The following is a 16,557-nucleotide window of genomic DNA, read 5'->3' as shown; positions in this document are numbered from 1 at the left end:
GCGCTGATCGCTGAGCTCCAATACGAAGCATTCTTTCTGACCGTGGAGGACGTGGTGGCGTTTGCGCGCCGCCAGCAGATCCTCTGTCAGGGCCGCGGCTCCGCAGCTAACTCCGCGGTCTGCTACTGCCTGGGCATCACCGAAGTGGACCCGGCCCGCATGAGCATGCTGTTCGAGCGCTTTATCTCCAAGGAGCGCAACGAGCCGCCCGACATCGACGTGGACTTTGAGCACCAGCGCCGCGAGGAGGTGTTGCAGTACGTCTATCGGAAGTACGGCCGGCGCCGGGCCGCGCTGGCCGCCACGGTGATCAGCTATCGGCCGCGCAGCGCGATCCGCGACGTGGGCAAAGCGTTGGGCTTCGACCTGGAGCAGGTGGACCGGCTGGCGCGCAGCATCACCGCCTGGGACAGCCTGGAGGCGCTCACGGAGCGGCTGTCCGAATCGGGTTTTGACGCCCGCACGCCGGCCATTCAGCGGCTGCTGGTACTGACGGGGGAAATCCTGGGCTTTCCTCGCCACCTATCGCAGCACGTGGGCGGTTTTGTCATCTCCCAGCAGCCGCTGGCGGAGCTGGTGCCGGTGGAGAACGCCGCCATGGCGGACCGCACCATCATCCAGTGGGACAAAGACGACCTGGAGGCGCTGGGGCTGCTGAAGGTGGATTGCCTGGCGCTGGGCATGCTCAGCGCCATCCGCCGCTGCCTGGATCTCATCAGCCGCTGGCGCGGCCGCCGGCTGCGTATCGAGGACATCCCGGCCGAGGATCCGGAGGTCTACCGAATGATCCAGAAGGCGGACACGATCGGCGTCTTCCAGATTGAATCCCGGGCCCAGATGAGCATGCTGCCGCGGCTCAAGCCGGCCTGTTACTACGACCTGGTGATCGAGGTTGCGATCGTCCGGCCTGGCCCGATCCAGGGCAAGATGGTGCATCCGTACCTGCGCCGCCGTCAGGGCAAGGAGCTGGTCACCTACCCCTCCGAGGCATTGAAGGAGGTATTCGAGCGGACGCTGGGCGTGCCGATTTTTCAGGAGCAGGTGATGCAGCTGGCTATCGTGGCGGCCGGCTTCAGCGCTGGCGAAGCCGATCAGCTGCGCCGCTCCATGGCGGCCTGGAAACGCCACGGGGGGCTGGAGCACTTCGAGCGGCGCATCATTGAAGGCATGCGTGAGCGCGGCTACGACGAGGAGTTTGCCCAGCGCGTGTTCGAGCAGATCAAAGGGTTTGGCTCTTACGGTTTTCCCGAGTCGCACGCGGCCAGCTTCGCGCTGCTGGTGTACGTATCGTGCTGGCTGAAGTGTTTTGAGCCGGCCGCCTTCTGCTGCGCTCTGCTCAACAGCCAGCCGATGGGCTTTTACTCTCCCTCCCAGCTGGTCCAGGACGTGCGCCGGCACAACGTGACCGTCCTGCCGGCGGACGTCTCCTTCAGCGACTGGGACAGCACGCTGGAGCCCGAGCCCGGTCAGCGCCGCTCGCCCGAAGGAAGCCCGGCGCTGCGCCTGGGGCTGCGCCAGTGCAAAGGTTTTCCCGAGGTCGCCGCCCTGCGGCTCCTCGAGGCGCGCCGACAGCGCTCCTTCAGCAGCGTTCAGGATCTGGTGCTGAGAGCCGGGCTCGACCGCAAGCAGCAGCGCTGCCTGGCCGAAGCGGGTGCCCTGACCTCCCTGTCGGGTAACCGCCATCAGGCCGCCTGGGACGTGGCCGGCGTGGAGCATTTCCCCAAGCTGCTGGAAAGCAGCAGTATTGATGAGGCGCCGGTCAGCCTGCGAGAGCCCAGCGAGGCGGAAAATCTGCTGGCCGACTATGCCACCCAGGGTTTCACGCTGGGCCGTCATCCGCTGGCGCTGCTGCGGCCGATGCTGGAGCAGGAGCGGGCCTTGACCGTTGAACGCGTGCAGGCCAAGCCTCACGGCAGCCGCGTGCGCTGCGCCGGCCTGGTGACCCTGCGCCAGCGGCCGGGTACCGCCAGCGGGGTGACCTTCCTGACCCTGGAGGACGACACCGGCATGCTCAACGTGATCGTCTGGAAAGACCTGGCGGTCACCCAGCGCCGGGTGCTGCTGGCGAGCACGCTGATGGCGGTGGACGGCGTGCTGGAGTGTCAGGAAGGCGTCTGGCACCTGATCGCTGAGCGGCTGCACTGCTTTGATCACCTGCTGGGCGACCTCAAAATCCGCGCCCGCAACTTCTGCTGACGCTGCGCCGAACCGCCTGTCGTCGCCCCTACCGCGCGGCAAGGAGTAAAATGGCCCACATGACAACACCCGACCTCGCCGATGGTGTCGCCCAGGACAGTACTCGGAGCCAGCCGCACGCTCCGGACTCCTCCCTGGCCCGCTGGTATCTGACCACCGAATGGTTCAGCTACCGCGGCCACCGCGTCGTGGCGCAGCACCATCGCGCGGCTCACGGCGAGGCGACGTTGGTGATTCACGGTTTTCCCACCGCATCCTGGGACTGGCACGCGATCTGGCCAACGCTGCAAACCCTCGGACCGCTGGTGGCGCCAGATATGATCGGATTTGGCTATTCCGCCAAGCCGCGAGACTACCGCTACAGCATCCGCGACCAGGCTCAGCTCTGTCTGTCCCTGTGTCGCGAGCTCGGGATCAACCGCGTCCATCTGCTGGCTCACGACTACGGCGACAGCGTGGCGCAAGAGCTGCTGAGCCTCGCTCCGCCGGAGCTGGAGATTCTGTCGGCCTATCTGCTGAACGGCGGCATCATCCCAGACCAGCACCGGCCGCGACCGGTCCAACGCCTGCTGATCGGCCCGCTGGGCCCACTGGTGGCGCGGCTGATGAGCCGAAAACGCTTCTACCGCTCTTTCGCTGAAGTGTTTGGACCCGACACCCAGCCGAGCGAGGCGGAGCTGGCTGCCTGCTGGCAGCTGATCGAACAGCACGGCGGTCGGCGCGTGATGGCCGCCATCAGCCAGTACATCCGGGAGCGCGCAGAGCACGGGGAGCGATGGATCAACGCGGTGCGAGACGCTTCCTGCCCGGTCGGGGCCCTGATCGGCGAGCTCGACCCGGTTTCCGGCGCCCACTTGGCCGATGCCCTGGAGCAGGAGTGCCCGAACGTGCAGCTGACCCGGGATCCGACCATCGGGCACTATCCGCAGCTTGAAGCGCCGGAGTCCGTGAGCCGCTGCTACCTGCGCTTCCGGACAGGCGACGGATGAGCCACAAATCGGTATCCTTGCGCACCGCAGCGCAATGCCGAAAAAACCCGCCAGGAACCCTATGTCTCAAACCCGCAATCGCCTAGCCATCTCGCCTTACCTGCGGCTCCTGACCCCGATCACGATCATGGTCGCGGCCGTCCTGCTACCGGAGCTGGCGCTGGCGCAGGGGACCGACGCTGACGAGACGACCCACAAGGGCGTGTTTTCGATTCTGCCGCCGCTGCTGGCGATTGGGATTGCGCTGATTTTCCGGCAGGTGATCCTCGCGCTATTCATCGGCCTGTGGGTCGGCGCCTGGGCGGTTTACGACCTCAGCCTCGCGGGCTTTGGCCAGGGCATGCTCGACGTGAGCCAGGTCTACGTGGTGCAGGCGCTCGCCGACGAAGGCCATGCCTCGGTCATTGTCTTTTCGCTGCTGATCGGCGGAATGGTCGGGGTGATCGCCAACAACGGCGGCATGCAGGGGGTGGTCGCCCGCCTGACCCGCTGGGCCCGGGACGCACGCCGGGCCAGCTTGGCCACCGCGGGCCTAGGGCTCGCCATTTTTTTTGACGACTATGCCAATACGCTGGTCGTGGGCAACGCGATGCGTCCGGTGACCGATCGCATGGGCGTCTCCCGGGCGAAGCTCGCCTACATCGTCGACTCCACCGCGGCACCGGTGTCCTGCGTTGCGCTGATCACCACGTGGATCGGCTACCAGGTGGGTTTGATCGGCGATGCGGCGGAGAAAATTGGTATTGAAACAGATGCTTATCTGATCTTTCTCTACAGTTTGCAGTACAGCTTCTATCCTTTGCTGGCGATTGCTTTTGTGTTCATCATTGTCATCTCTCGGCGAGACTACGGCCCGATGGTCAGCAGCGAGGCGGCGGCTGAACCGGTGCAAGAGGTCGCTCCGACGGATGCTTCGGACGGCCAGTCCGGCCCGCCCGAACGGGCGATCAACGCCATCGCGCCGATCGCCGTGCTCATACTGGGTGTCATGTGGGGACTCTGGGAAACCGGCGGCGGCGGCGAAGGCAAGACGCTTCAGCAGGTGATCGGAGACGGTGATTCCTACGCAGCCCTGGTCTGGGCGTCCACGGCCAGCTGCATTGTCGCCGTCGCGCTCACCGTACTGCAGGGCATCATGACCCTGGAGCAGACCATGGAGGCTTGGCTCAAAGGTGTCGGCAGCATGATCACCGCGATCACCATCCTGGTGATGGCCTGGGCGATGTCCGGCGTCACGGACGCGCTCGGCACCGGCCAATTCCTGGTTGAGCAGCTCGGCGACGCCATCAACCCGGCGGTCCTGCCGACGCTTGTCTTCATGCTGGCGGCGCTGACGGCTTTTGGTACCGGCACCAGCTTCGGCACCATGGGGATTCTCATTCCCCTCATTGTGCCGCTGGCCTGGGCGGTCTCCGGCGGAGCACCGCTCGAAGGCACCGGCGCGGCCGTGTTCTACGCCTCGATTGCCAGCGTCCTGGGCGGCGCCGTCTGGGGTGACCACGTGTCGCCGATCTCCGACACCACCATCCTGTCGTCGATGGCGTCCGGGTGCGACCACGTCGAGCACGTCAATACCCAGCTGCCCTACGCCATGACCGTGGCCACCGTCGCCATTGCCGGGGGCCTGTTGCCGATTGGCTTCGGCTTCCCTTGGTGGGCCAGCTTTGCGATTTGCCTGGCGTTATTGATAGCGGCGCCGCGGGTCCTCGGTCGTGGCGCAAAAGAGGCTGCAGCGGTCGGGTCAACCGCGTGAAGCTGCTGAACCCGCCCATCCCCGGTACCCCAGGTCGGCTGGCCGACTGGGGCTTTCTCCCGGGCAGCTCTCTGGCACTCGCCGTAGCGCACCAGGTGGCCGACCGCGGGCAGTTTGTGCTGGTGATCACCGAAGACTCGCGCAGCGCGCAGATCCTGACCGACGAAATCCAGGCCTTCGGGCAGCCCGTGCTGCCGTTTCCGGACTGGGAAACCCTGCCCTACGACCAGTTTGCACCCCATCCGGACATTACCTCGGACCGGATCTCTACGCTCTACCAGCTCAAAACCACCCAGCGCGGCGCGCTGGTGATGCCCGCCCAGGTGCTGGCACAGCGTATTGCGCCGCCCAGCTTTATTCACGGCCAGGGGCTGGTGCTGAAGATCGGCGACCGCTTCGATCCGGAGCAGGAGCGCGCGCGGCTGGGCGCCGCCGGCTATCGCTGCGTCCCGCAGGTGAACGAGCGGGGTGAGTTCGCCGTGCGCGGCTCGCTGCTGGATCTGTTTCCGATGGGTGCTGAACATCCGCTTCGCATCGAGCTGTTCGACGACGAGGTCGAGACTATCCGCAGCTTCGACCCGGAGACGCAGCTAAGCCTGGAAAAGATGGAGCACATCGCGCTGCTGCCCGCGCGCGAGTACCCGTTTGACAAGGCTGGCGCGGACACCTTCCGCGCCGCTTTCCGCAATCGTTTCGACGTCAACCTACAGCATTGCGAAATCTACAAAGACGCCAAGGCCGGGGTGCCGGGCAACGGCATCGAATATTACCTGCCGCTGTTCTTCGAGCAGACGGCGACGATCTTTGACTACCTGCCCGAGCGCACGCTGCTGCTGCAGGTCGATCGCCTCGGCGACGCGCTCTCCGAAGCATGGCTGCAGCTTAACGCGCGCTATGAGGACCGGCGCCACGACGTGCGCCGCCCGATCCTCAACCCGACCGAGCTTCTGCTCACGCCCGAGGAGACCCAGGCCGTGCTGGGCCGCTTCGTCAGCGCCAGCTACAGCGCCAACCCGGAGGTGAAGCCCCTGCTCCATGTCAGCCCGGCGCCAATAACGGATCTCGAGGCTGACGGTGGTGAAGCGCGCCTGGCCGAGCAGCTTAAGGTCGCCGACGGCGCGCTCATTGCGGTGGCCAGCAGCGAGGGACGACGACAGATCCTGACGGAACACCTGCTGGGTCACGGGCAGCATCCAGGCACCCTCGCCCAGCTCACGGACTGGCCCAGCGTCGAGACCGGGCTGCACACCGCCGTTGGTCTCCTCAACACCGGCTTTGTGATGGAGGACGGCCCGACCTTCCTCACCGAAACCGAGCTGCTGGGCCGGCGCAACACGGTGCTTCGCCGCGAGCGGCGTACCGGGCGCAGCGCCGAGACCATCATCAGCGATCTGAACGACCTGAGCCCGGGCTCCCCGGTGGTGCACGAGGACTACGGCGTGGGCCGCTATCAGGGCCTCAACCGCATGTCGGCCGGCGGCGTTGAGGCCGAGTTCCTGGCGCTGGAGTACGCCGGTGGCGACAAGATCTACGTGCCGGTTTCCGCCCTGCACCTGATCAGCCGCTACACGGGCGCTGATCCGGAGCACGCGCCACTGCACAAGCTCAACGGCGATCAGTGGGCCAAAGCGAAGCGCAAGGCCGCCCGGAAGGTGCGCGACGTGGCGGCGGAGCTGCTCGAGCTGTACGCGCGGCGCGAAGCCCGGCGCGGCCGCGCCATGCCGATTGACCACGCGATGTATGCCCGCTTCTGCGCCGGCTTTGCGTTTCAGGAAACCAACGATCAGGCCACAGCCATCGAGGCGGTTTTGGCGGACCTGGCCAGCGACCAGCCGATGGACCGGGTGGTCTGCGGCGACGTCGGCTTTGGCAAAACCGAGGTTGCGCTTCGTGCCGCGTTTGTGGCGGTGCAGGCCGGCAGCCAGGTGGTGGTATTGGTGCCGACAACGCTGCTGGCCGAGCAGCACCGGCGCAGCTTCGCTGAGCGCTTTGCGAGCTGGCCGGTCCGGGTTGAGGCGCTATCCCGATTCCAGTCAAAGGGTGAGTCAACCGGGGTGCTAAGGGATCTGGCCGACGGCAAGGTCGATATTGTCATCGGCACCCACCGCCTGCTGCAGAAGGACGTCATGGTCAAAAACCTCGGTCTGCTGATCGTCGACGAGGAACAGCGCTTCGGGGTGCGCCAGAAAGAACGCATCAAGCAGATGCGCGCGGAGGTGGATCTGCTGACCCTGACCGCCACCCCGATTCCCCGGACACTCAACATGGCGCTCTCCGGGATGCGGGATCTGTCGATCATCGCCACCGCGCCAGCGCATCGTATAGCGGTGAAAACGTTTGTCGCCCAGTGGGACAACGGCACCATCAAAGACGCGGTGTCGCGCGAGCTCAATCGCGGCGGCCAGGTGTATTTTCTGCACAACGAGGTCAAGACGATCGAGCGCATGGCGCGGGAGCTCGAGGAGCTTTTTCCCCACGCCCGAACCGGGGTGGCTCACGGGCAGATGGCGGAGCGTGAGCTGGAGGTGATCATGCGCGACTTCTACCAGCAGCGCATCAACCTGCTCGTGTGCTCCACCATCATCGAAAACGGCATCGACGTGCCTTCCGCCAACACCATCATCATCAATCGGGCCGATCGGCTGGGACTGTCCCAGCTGCATCAGCTTCGCGGTCGGGTTGGCCGGTCACACCACCGCGCCTATGCCTACATGATCACGCCGCCGCCCAAAGCAATGACCGCCGATGCGATCAAACGCCTGGAGGCGCTGGAGTCGCTCGAAGAGCTGGGTATCGGCTTTACGCTGGCCACACACGATCTGGAGATCCGCGGCGCCGGTGAGCTGCTGGGTGACGACCAGAGCGGTCAGATTGCGCAGGTGGGCTTCCAGCTCTATATGGAACTGCTGGAGCGAGCAGTCCGAGCGATGCGCGCCGGCCAGCTGCCCGAAGAGGATCTGCCGGAGGCCCACGGCTGTGAGGTGGACCTGTCGATTCCGGCGCTCATCCCAGATGCCTACCTGCCGGACGTGCACATGCGGCTGGTTCTCTACAAGCGAATCGCTAGCGCTCCGGACGGTGAGGCGCTGGACGCGATTGCGGTGGAGATGATCGACCGATTTGGCCTGCTGCCGGAGCCGACGCAGCATCTGTTTACGGTCGCGCGGCTGCGGCAAAGCGCTGAGGCGCTTGGAATCCGACGCCTGCAGATGCACGACGGTGGCGGCACCATCGAGTTTCTGGAAAGCGCGTCGGTCGAGCCGCTGACGGTGATCAAAATGGTGCAGAGTGAACCCAGTCGCTACACCTTCGACGGTCAACATCGGCTGAAGATCAGCATGGATCTCGACACCACGGAGGAGCGGGTTGCGGCGGCGCAGCAGCTGCTCGCGCGCCTCAACCAGCGGCAGGCGGCATGAGCGGGCGCCGCACTCATATCGGCACGCTGGCAGCGATGCTGCTGCTGATGCTTGCCCCGGCGCTAGGCCAGCCGCGAGCCGGCGACTCCGAAGATCCGCGCTACTACGTCGAGATCCTGGTGTTCCAGCGCGATACCGCCAGCGAACCCCTCTATCGGTTCCCCGATGAGCCGGCCCTCGACCAGGCGTTGACACTTTGGCCGCTGGTCGAAACCAGCCTGTTCCTCAACTCCGAAACCGGCCTGCTGGAGAGAACCGTGGTGACGCCGCAGACGGGCTATGCCACTGGCCGCTGGCAGGCACAACCGCCGACAGCGGGACCCCGCCAGCGCCCGGATCCGTTCACCCGCAGCACGTTGGAGCCGCTCACCGACGAAGGCGCCGACACGCTTCCGACCAATGATCCCCTGGACCCGCCGGGCCAGGAACCGATAAGCGATGAGGCCGGCAGCGGGGGTATCGGCCTTGAGCTCCTGCCCCCGCCAGCGCCGGCGGCCCTGGCACGCAGCGCGCCGCTGCTGCCCGTCACCGATCTGTTTGTTGCTGTGCCCGCTGAATCGCTGATCATGGTGCGGGAATGGCGTGCGCTGGCGGCGGAACCCGGACTCACGCCGTTGACGCTGCGAGGCTGGCATCAGCCGGCAGCCACCTTTGGCGATCCGCAGCCGGTCAGGTTGTTCGGCGGCACGCTGCTGGACCGACAGGAGCTGGACAGCGCGGGCATGCTGCTGGGCGCGCAGGCTCGGGAGCCGGTGTTTGGGGTAGACGGCACGGTGGCGCTGGAACGGGGGCGTTTTCTGCATCTGCGCATCGACCTGGCGCTGCATCGGAAGGACCGACGCGGTGCGCCCCACTACGACGACATCAAGACGCTGCGGCAGCCCGGCAATTACACCACCCATCGAATCACGCAGCGACGCCAGGTGACGCTCGACGCGGTCAATTATTTCGACCACCAGTTTTTTGGTGTCGTAGCGCTGGTTAAACAATGGCCGCCGGAAGGCGCCGAGCCACAGGAAAACCCATGACAAACACTAATCTGCTCACCCGTCTGCAGCTTGCCGCCGACACGGTCAACGAAGGCTGTTATCACGGCCGTTGGGCGCCGGCGACCGGCGACGCTATCGAATCCTTCAGCCCGGCATCCGGGGAGTTGATCGCGCGGGTGGCGAGCACCTCGGACGCCGACTACGACGCAACCATGAGCGCAGCAACCGAGCTGGCCAAAGCCTGGGCCAAGGTGCCCGCGCCGGAGCGCGGTCAGGCGGTGCGCCTGGCCACGGAGGCGCTGCGTCTGAACAAGGACGCGCTGGGTTCCCTGGTCAGCCTCGAGATGGGAAAGATCAAGGCCGAAGGTGACGGCGAGGTGCAGGAGATGATCGACATCGGCGAGTTTGCCGTCGGTCAGTCGCGCATGCTGTACGGCAAAACGATGCATTCGGAGCGGCCCTCCCACCGCATGTACGAGCAGTGGCATCCGTTGGGTGTGTTGGGGATCATCTCAGCGTTCAATTTTCCGGTGGCCGTCTGGGCCTGGAATGCGTTTATCGCTGCGGTTTGCGGCAACGTCAGCGTTTGGAAACCGTCACCCAAAACGCCGCTCTGCTCGGTGGCAACGATGAAGATCTGCAATCAAGCGCTCGAAGACGGCGGCTATCCGCCGATTTTTATGCTGTTCAACGATGCCGGCAATAAGCTGGCCCAGCGCTTTGTCGACGACCCACGCGTCAATCTGATGAGCTTCACGGGCTCGAGCGCCGTGGGGATCAAGGTGGGCGCCCGGGTCGCCGATCGCACGGGCAAGTCTCTCCTGGAGCTGGGTGGCAACAACGCCATGATCGTCGACCCGACGGCCGACCTGAAGCTGGCGGTGCCGGCAATTGTCTTTGGTGCTGTCGGGACCGCCGGGCAGCGTTGCACCACAACCCGCCGGGTGATCGCCCACGAGTCCATCATCGATGAGCTCGGCGCCACGCTGGCTGATGCTTACGGCCAGGTGAGAATCGGTGACCCCCTGGACCCCGATACGCTGATGGGTCCGCTGATCGACACCGAATCGGTGGACCGCTTCACCCGCGCCGTGGCGACCATCCGCGAGCAGGGCGGCCAGCTGCTGGCGGGGGGCGACGTCATCGAGGGCGCCGGCAACTTCGTCCAGCCGACGCTCGTTCGCGCCACCAGCGACATGCCCATGGTCAGCCAGGAGACCTTTGCACCAATCGCCTATCTGCTGCCCTACGCCACGCTGGATGATGCCATCGCCATCCAGAACAGCGTGCCACAGGGACTGTCGTCGGCGATTTTCACGACCGACCTGCGCGCCGCCGAGCAGTTCCTCTCAGCGGCCGGCAGCGACTGCGGGATTGCCAACGTGAATATCGGTACGTCGGGCGCGGAGATTGGCGGCGCGTTCGGCGGGGAAAAGGAAACCGGCGGCGGCCGAGAATCGGGCTCCGACGCTTGGAAAGCCTACATGCGGCGCCAGACCAACACGATCAACTACGGCCATGAGCTGCCGTTGGCGCAGGGCATCAAATTTGATCTGTAGGGCCTTTCGCACCTCGTATCGCCTCGCCTTGGCGGCGCGGCACCCAAGCTGATGTTCGGGCTGGCACGATCGTGGCTGTTTCGCCGCGACCCCGAGCGGGCTCACGATCTGACGATGGAAGCGCTCAGCAAGGCCGGGCGATTTGCCCGCGTGCTGGCGCACCGCCCACCTCCCTGCCCGGTGCAGGTGATGGGTCTGAAGCTGCCAAACCCGATTGGCCTGGCGGCTGGCCTGGACAAAGACGGCGAAGCCATCGACGGCCTGGCGGCGCTGGGTTTTGGGTTCCTGGAGCTGGGCACGGTGACACCCCGGCCGCAGCCGGGCAACCCGCAGCCGCGCATGTTTCGCGTGACCGAGCAGCAGGCGCTGGTCAATCGGATGGGCTTCAACAACGCTGGGGTTGATCACCTGGTCAGCCGGATTCAGCAGGCACGGTTCCGCGGCGTGATCGGTGTCAACATCGGGAAAAATAAAGACACACCCAACGAGCGGGCCGTAGACGACTACGTCTTTTGTTTACGCCAGGCTTTTTCGGTGGCGAGTTACATCACCATCAATGTGTCGTCGCCGAACACCGCCGGGCTGCGCGACCTGCAGGCGGGTGATGCGATGTACGCCCTACTGTCGGACCTCAAGTCGGAGGCTGAAGTGCTGGCAAAGCAGCACCAACGCCGGGTTCCCCTGGCGGTAAAGGTGGCGCCCGATCAGAGCCCCGAGTCGCTCGAAGCCCTGGTTTCGGCCATCAACCGAGCGGCGCCTGACGGCGTGATTGCCACTAACACGACCATAGACAAAAGCTCGCTCGGTGATCATGCGGTGGCTGACGAGGCCGGGGGCTTAAGCGGCGCGCCGCTCCTTGAGCGATCCAATGAGATACTCGGGGCACTGCGCGCCCAGCTGGACGACGCCATCGACCTCATCGGCGTCGGGGGCATCACCCGAGGTGATGACGCCGCTGCCAAGGTGCGCCTGGGTGCGCGCGCGGTTCAAATCTACTCCGGTTTGATCTACCGCGGGCCGGAACTGCTGGGCGAGGCCGGGCATGCTGCTGCCGATCACCTACAACGCTAGCCTCAAAGACCTCAACACCTTTGGCGTCCCGTCCGAAGCGTGGGCGCTTGTCAGCGTCGAACGCTGGCTGCAGGTGGCACACGCCGTCGCGCTGGCCGATGACGCCAATCGGCCGCTGCTGGTGCTCGGTGAAGGCAGCAACCTGCTGCTGCGAGGCGACTACCCCGGCCTGGTGCTGCGGATCCACAACCAGGGCTGTCAGATCGTCGACGAGCGCGACGGCCAGGTCAAAATCCGCGTTGCTGCCGGGGAGCGCTGGCATGCGGTAGTGATGTGGGCCGCCAGCCAGGGCCTGTGGGGCATTGAGAACCTCGCCCTGATTCCGGGCATGACCGGCGCCGCCCCAATGCAAAATATCGGTGCTTATGGCGCTGAGCTGGCTCAGGTACTCACGCAGCTCAATTGTTATGACCGCGTTGAGCAGCGCTGGCGCACGCTAGTCGGAGAAGCGTGTCACTTCGGCTACCGGACCAGCCGGTTTCGGGAAGCGGACGCGGAGCGCTTCGTGATTACCGAATGTGTCCTGACATTGACTCGCGACGGCAGCCCAAACCTCACCTATCCCGGTGTTGAGGCTGAGCTCGAAACCTGTCGCAAACGAAGCGGTACCGCAGACGGAACACCGATCACCCCGCTGGAAGTGGCACGGGCGGTCAGCTCACTGCGACGCAAAAAGCTCCCGAGCCCCGAGGTGGTAGGCAACGCAGGAAGCTTTTTCAAAAATCCGGTTGTCGCTGAAGATCACTATGAGGCGCTTCGAACTAACCATCCTGGTCTGCCGGCCTATCCCGCGGAAGCGGGGCATAAGAAACTGAGCGCAGCCTGGATGATCGAGGCGTGCGGCTGGCGCGGGGAGCGCCGCGGAGATGCGGGCGTCTCTGAGCGACACAGCCTCGTGTTGGTCAATCACGGCGACGCCACCGGGCAGGAAATCTGGCAGCTCGCGCAGGACGTCGCACGCTCGGTCCACGAGACGTTTGGTGTCAACCTGGAACCCGAACCGCAGCTCCTCTGACCAAGAGCCCGCCCGGCAAGACCGCCCTTCGGCACGCGGGTGCTGACGACACCGTCAAAAGACGTACAATCAGCGGCGTGATCCGACAGCAAACCGTCATTAGGGGACCGGATTGACCAGATCAGTCTTGGGCCGACCTCGAATCCTGCTTCTGCTGGTGCTGCTGCTTCAGCCACTGTCCGGTTTAGCATCCACGCCGGTTGGCGTCGCGCTGCTCACCGACGGTCCCGCGCTGCAGCTCGAAGAGGTCGAGGGGATCTTCCGGACGGAGCTCCTGGACCTGGCACAGGACGAGTTTGCGGTTACTTTCCTGGACATGCCGGCCGACTGGTCGGCGGCCGGCATCGACGCGGCGCTCGACCGGGCCTACCAGAATCCGGAGGTCGACCTCGTCCTCGTCGTCGGCTTCGCCGCCAATCAGTACCTGGTCAACCGAACCCGGTTCGACAAACCCACTTTTCTGCCGCTGGTGTTCAACCCGAACCTCGAGGAGAGCGCGCTCTACGATTCCGGCTCCGGTCGCACGAATCTGAATTTTCTGTCTGACCGGGTGACTTTTCGTGAAGACCTGGAGGCGTTTCAACGAGTCTCGCCGTTCAGCAATGCCGCGCTGCTGGCGGACTCGGTGATTATCAACTCGAGCCGACGGGCGGCCGAGGCCGTCCGAAACCTGGTCCAGACCAGCAATCTGTCTTTTGTCGGCCACGACGGCAGCGATCACCGTCTGGTTGATCGTCTGCCGCCGGACACTGACGCCGTCCTGCTGGGCGGACTGCCCCGGATGCCCGATCCGGAGTTCGATCAGATGCTCGCTGACATGCTGAGCCGCGGCCTGCCGATCTTCAGCCTGGTTTCCGACACCGCGCTGGACCGCGGTGCGCTCGCCGCCAACACCGACCAGACCGACTATCGCCGCCTCGCGCGGCGCAACGCCTTGAACATGCAGGCGGTGCTGCTCGGCGAGCAGGCGAAGGATCAGCGGGTGTACTACGAACGCAAGCGCCGCCTGACGATCAATATGGACAGCGCGCGCGCCATCGGACTGTCGCCTCGCTTCGACGTGCTCAGTGAGGCTGTGCTCGTCAACGAAGAGCCCGCAGCTGTCGGGCCGGAGCTCACGCTGCTGTCGGTAGCCAGGCTTTCCCTCAGCGAAAACCTGGACCTGGCGGTCTCTGAGCTCGATGTCCGCATCGGTGAACAGAGTGTGCTCTTTGCTCGATCCAATCTGCTGCCGCAGATCAACCTAAGCGGGAGCTATACCGCCCGACGTGACGACGAACTCGCCAGAACGGCCGCCTTTCCGGAGCGATCAACCGCCGGCATTGCCAGCCTCAATCAGCTGATCTACTCCGAAGCGGCTCGTTCGGGTTATGACCAGGAGAAGTTCTTTCAGGAGGCGCGTGTTGCCGGCTACGGCACGGACCGCCTGGATCGGCTGCTGGACGGAACCACCGCTTTTCTTCAGGCGCTGCGGGCCGTCAATCAGCTCGAAATTCAGCAGGACAATCTGAACCTCACGCAGACCAACCTGGAGCTGGCCCGGGATCGGGTTCGGGCGGGTTCAGCCAGCAACGCCGACATCTACCGCTGGGAGGCGCGCCTGGCCGGCGCACGCTCGGATGTACTAGCCGCCCTGGCGATCCGAAACCAGGCTTATGATTCCCTGAATCAGATCCTCAACCAGCCGATGGGGACCCAGCCCCGGCTCGCTCAGCCGGCGCCGGATGACCCGTTCACGATGACCGGGCAGGAATTCGACAAGCTGATCAGCAACCCGAGACGCTTTCAGTGGTTTGTGGAATACAGCCTCGAAAGGGGCTTGGAAAGCGCGCCCGAGCTGGCCAACATCGATGCTCAGCTTGGCGCCATTGAGCGCGACGAGCTGGCCCGGCGCCGCGCCTTCTGGCTGCCGGACGTCAGCCTTCAGGCACAGTACACCGATAGCATCAACGCATCGGGCCGCGGCGCGGGAACGCCGCTGGACGAACTCGATGACTGGAGCGTATCCGTCAACGCGAGCTGGCCGTTGCTTGACTCGGGGGCCCGGCGTTCGCAGCTGTCACGCGCGCGGCTCCAGCGCGAGCAGCTGATCACTCAGCGAGCGGCGATCGCCCAGCGGGTAGAGCAACGCGTTCGCGCGGCCATGTACGAAGCGCAGGCCAGTTACGTCAACATCGAGCTCTCCGAGAGCGCGGCCGTGGCCTCGCGCCAGAATCTGGAGCTTGTGTCGGACGCCTATCGGCAGGGTGCGGTGTCGATCATCGATCTGCTGGATGCCCAGAACCAAAGCCTGCAGGCGGACCTGGCGGCCAACAATGCCGTTCAGGACTTTCTGATCGACATCATGAACTACGAGCGCGCAGTGGGCAGTTTCGACTTTCTGCTGCCACAGATCGAACAGCAGACGATCGGTCGGGAACTGTCGACCTACATCGAGGAACGAGAGGCGCAGCGCGCCGGCAAGGGGGTACAACGGTGAGGATCAGGATAATCACAGTGGCGCTGGTGGTGCTGACGCTGGCCGCCTGTCAGGAGTCTGACGCGCCGCCAGCGGCGGAAGCGCTGCGGCCGGTTCGGGTGATGGTCGTGGACGATGGTGGAGATAATCGGACCCGTTCCTTCACCGGAATCACTCAATCCACTCAAGAGTCCCGGATGAGCTTCCGGGTGAGCGGCACGGTCATTGAACTGCCGGTGCAGGTGGGTGATCAGCTGGGGACCGGCGACCTGCTCGCCCGTATCAACCCGTCGACCTACGACCTCACGGTCCAGCAGTCGGAGGCTGGACTGGCTCAAGCATTGGCCAACCAGCGAAATGCTGACGCCAACTACAGCCGGGTCAAGGAACTCTACGAGAACACCAACGCTTCGCTAAACGATCTGGACATCGCACGCGCCGGCGCCGAGTCGGCAAGGGCCCAGGTCCGGTCGGCGCGCAAGTCGCTCGAGATCGCCCAGCTCAACCTCTCTTACACCGAGCTAGAGGTGGCTTCCGACTGCACCGTGGCAACGGTTGAGGTGGAGCTCAACGAGAACGTCAACTCCGGCACCACCGTCGCTACCGTCAACTGCGGCTCCGGCATCGAGGTGAGCAGCAGCGTGCCGGAAAGCCTCATCGCGGGCCTCAAGCTTGGGATGATGGCCAGGGTCGAGTTTGACGCGGTGCCAGGGCAGACCTTTGAGGCGACCATCACGGAGCTTGGCCTGGCAGCGGCGAGCAGCTCCGCGACCTTCCCCGTGGTTGTCGGGGTTAACGGCACGGAAGGCGCCGTGCGGCCCGGCATGGCGGCTGAAGTCACCTACGAATTCAGCAGCGGCCAGTCGCCCGATACCCACCTGATTCCGGCTGCCGCCTTGATCAACGACGAACGCGGCAGCTTTGTCTATCTCGCGCGGCCGACCTCCAACGGCGAGGCGACCATCGAACGGCGGCCGGTGACGGCCGGCGAGCTGACGGCCGGTGGTGTGGAGATCCTCGCAGGTCTGGACTCCGGCGACCGGGTGGTCACCGCCGGCGTATCGGTGATCCGCGAGGATCAACGGGTCCTGCTCCCAGGAGCCTGACG

General features: G+C 65.1%; 10 protein-coding genes. All 10 read left to right on the top strand.

Annotated elements, in window-relative coordinates; translation table 11 throughout:
* Positions 1 to 2,196, top strand: a 2,196-nt coding sequence (locus AAF358_18880; GenBank protein ID MEM7707624.1) for an error-prone DNA polymerase, incomplete at its 5' end; no start/stop codon positions are given.
* 59 nt (positions 2,197 to 2,255) lie between these two features.
* Positions 2,256 to 3,185 (top strand): alpha/beta hydrolase, encoded by a 930-nt coding sequence (locus AAF358_18875; GenBank protein MEM7707623.1) that lies wholly within the window; start codon positions 2,256 to 2,258, stop codon positions 3,183 to 3,185.
* Between the two features lie 61 nt (positions 3,186 to 3,246).
* Positions 3,247 to 4,938, top strand: coding sequence for a Na+/H+ antiporter NhaC family protein (locus AAF358_18870; protein MEM7707622.1), 1,692 nt, complete (start codon positions 3,247 to 3,249; stop codon positions 4,936 to 4,938).
* The gene (mfd, locus tag AAF358_18865) at positions 4,935 to 8,357 is read left to right on the top strand and encodes a transcription-repair coupling factor (GenBank protein ID MEM7707621.1); all 3,423 of its coding nucleotides are present in this window, start codon (positions 4,935 to 4,937) and stop codon (positions 8,355 to 8,357) included. The genes AAF358_18870 and mfd overlap by 4 nt, the downstream gene beginning before the upstream one ends.
* A complete protein-coding gene (locus AAF358_18860) occupies positions 8,354 to 9,385 on the top strand; it encodes a CsiV family protein (GenBank protein ID MEM7707620.1) in 1,032 nt (343 codons plus the stop codon). The genes mfd and AAF358_18860 overlap by 4 nt, the downstream gene beginning before the upstream one ends.
* Positions 9,382 to 10,905, top strand: coding sequence for an aldehyde dehydrogenase family protein (locus tag AAF358_18855; protein ID MEM7707619.1), 1,524 nt, complete (start codon positions 9,382 to 9,384; stop codon positions 10,903 to 10,905). Before AAF358_18860 ends, AAF358_18855 begins: the two co-directional genes overlap by 4 nt.
* A gap of 51 nt (positions 10,906 to 10,956) precedes the next feature.
* Complete coding sequence (locus tag AAF358_18850) at positions 10,957 to 11,976, top strand: quinone-dependent dihydroorotate dehydrogenase (GenBank protein ID MEM7707618.1); 1,020 nt, start codon at positions 10,957 to 10,959, stop codon at positions 11,974 to 11,976.
* Positions 11,948 to 12,991, top strand: a complete 1,044-nt coding sequence (gene murB, locus AAF358_18845) for a UDP-N-acetylmuramate dehydrogenase (GenBank protein MEM7707617.1) — start codon at positions 11,948 to 11,950, stop codon at positions 12,989 to 12,991. The genes AAF358_18850 and murB overlap by 29 nt, the downstream gene beginning before the upstream one ends.
* A 112-nt stretch (positions 12,992 to 13,103) precedes the next feature.
* Positions 13,104 to 15,470: a TolC family protein gene (locus tag AAF358_18840; GenBank protein ID MEM7707616.1), complete on the top strand. Its 2,367-nt coding sequence runs from the start codon at positions 13,104 to 13,106 to the stop codon at positions 15,468 to 15,470.
* Positions 15,467 to 16,555 (top strand): efflux RND transporter periplasmic adaptor subunit, encoded by a 1,089-nt coding sequence (locus AAF358_18835; GenBank protein MEM7707615.1) that lies wholly within the window; start codon positions 15,467 to 15,469, stop codon positions 16,553 to 16,555. The genes AAF358_18840 and AAF358_18835 overlap by 4 nt, the downstream gene beginning before the upstream one ends.
* Positions 16,556 to 16,557: the final 2 nt, after the last annotated feature.

Source organism: Pseudomonadota bacterium, assembly GCA_039033415.1.
Lineage (GTDB): Bacteria > Pseudomonadota > Gammaproteobacteria > Xanthomonadales > SZUA-38 > JANQOZ01.
The sequence above is the reverse complement of the archived record's forward strand: the minus strand, read 5'-3'. Positions and strand labels throughout refer to the sequence as shown.

What these genes read in the sequence shown, in the direction of transcription:
- AAF358_18875 (MEM7707623.1), top strand. Translation starts at nt 2,256, where the DNA reads ATGACAACACCCGACCTCGCCGATGGTGTCGCCCAGGACAGTACTCGG.
- AAF358_18870 (MEM7707622.1), top strand. Translation starts at nt 3,247, where the DNA reads ATGTCTCAAACCCGCAATCGCCTAGCCATCTCGCCTTACCTGCGGCTC.
- AAF358_18860 (MEM7707620.1), top strand. Translation starts at nt 8,354, where the DNA reads ATGAGCGGGCGCCGCACTCATATCGGCACGCTGGCAGCGATGCTGCTG.
- AAF358_18855 (MEM7707619.1), top strand. Translation starts at nt 9,382, where the DNA reads ATGACAAACACTAATCTGCTCACCCGTCTGCAGCTTGCCGCCGACACG.
- AAF358_18850 (MEM7707618.1), top strand. Translation starts at nt 10,957, where the DNA reads ATGTTCGGGCTGGCACGATCGTGGCTGTTTCGCCGCGACCCCGAGCGG.
- murB (MEM7707617.1), top strand. Translation starts at nt 11,948, where the DNA reads ATGCTGCTGCCGATCACCTACAACGCTAGCCTCAAAGACCTCAACACC.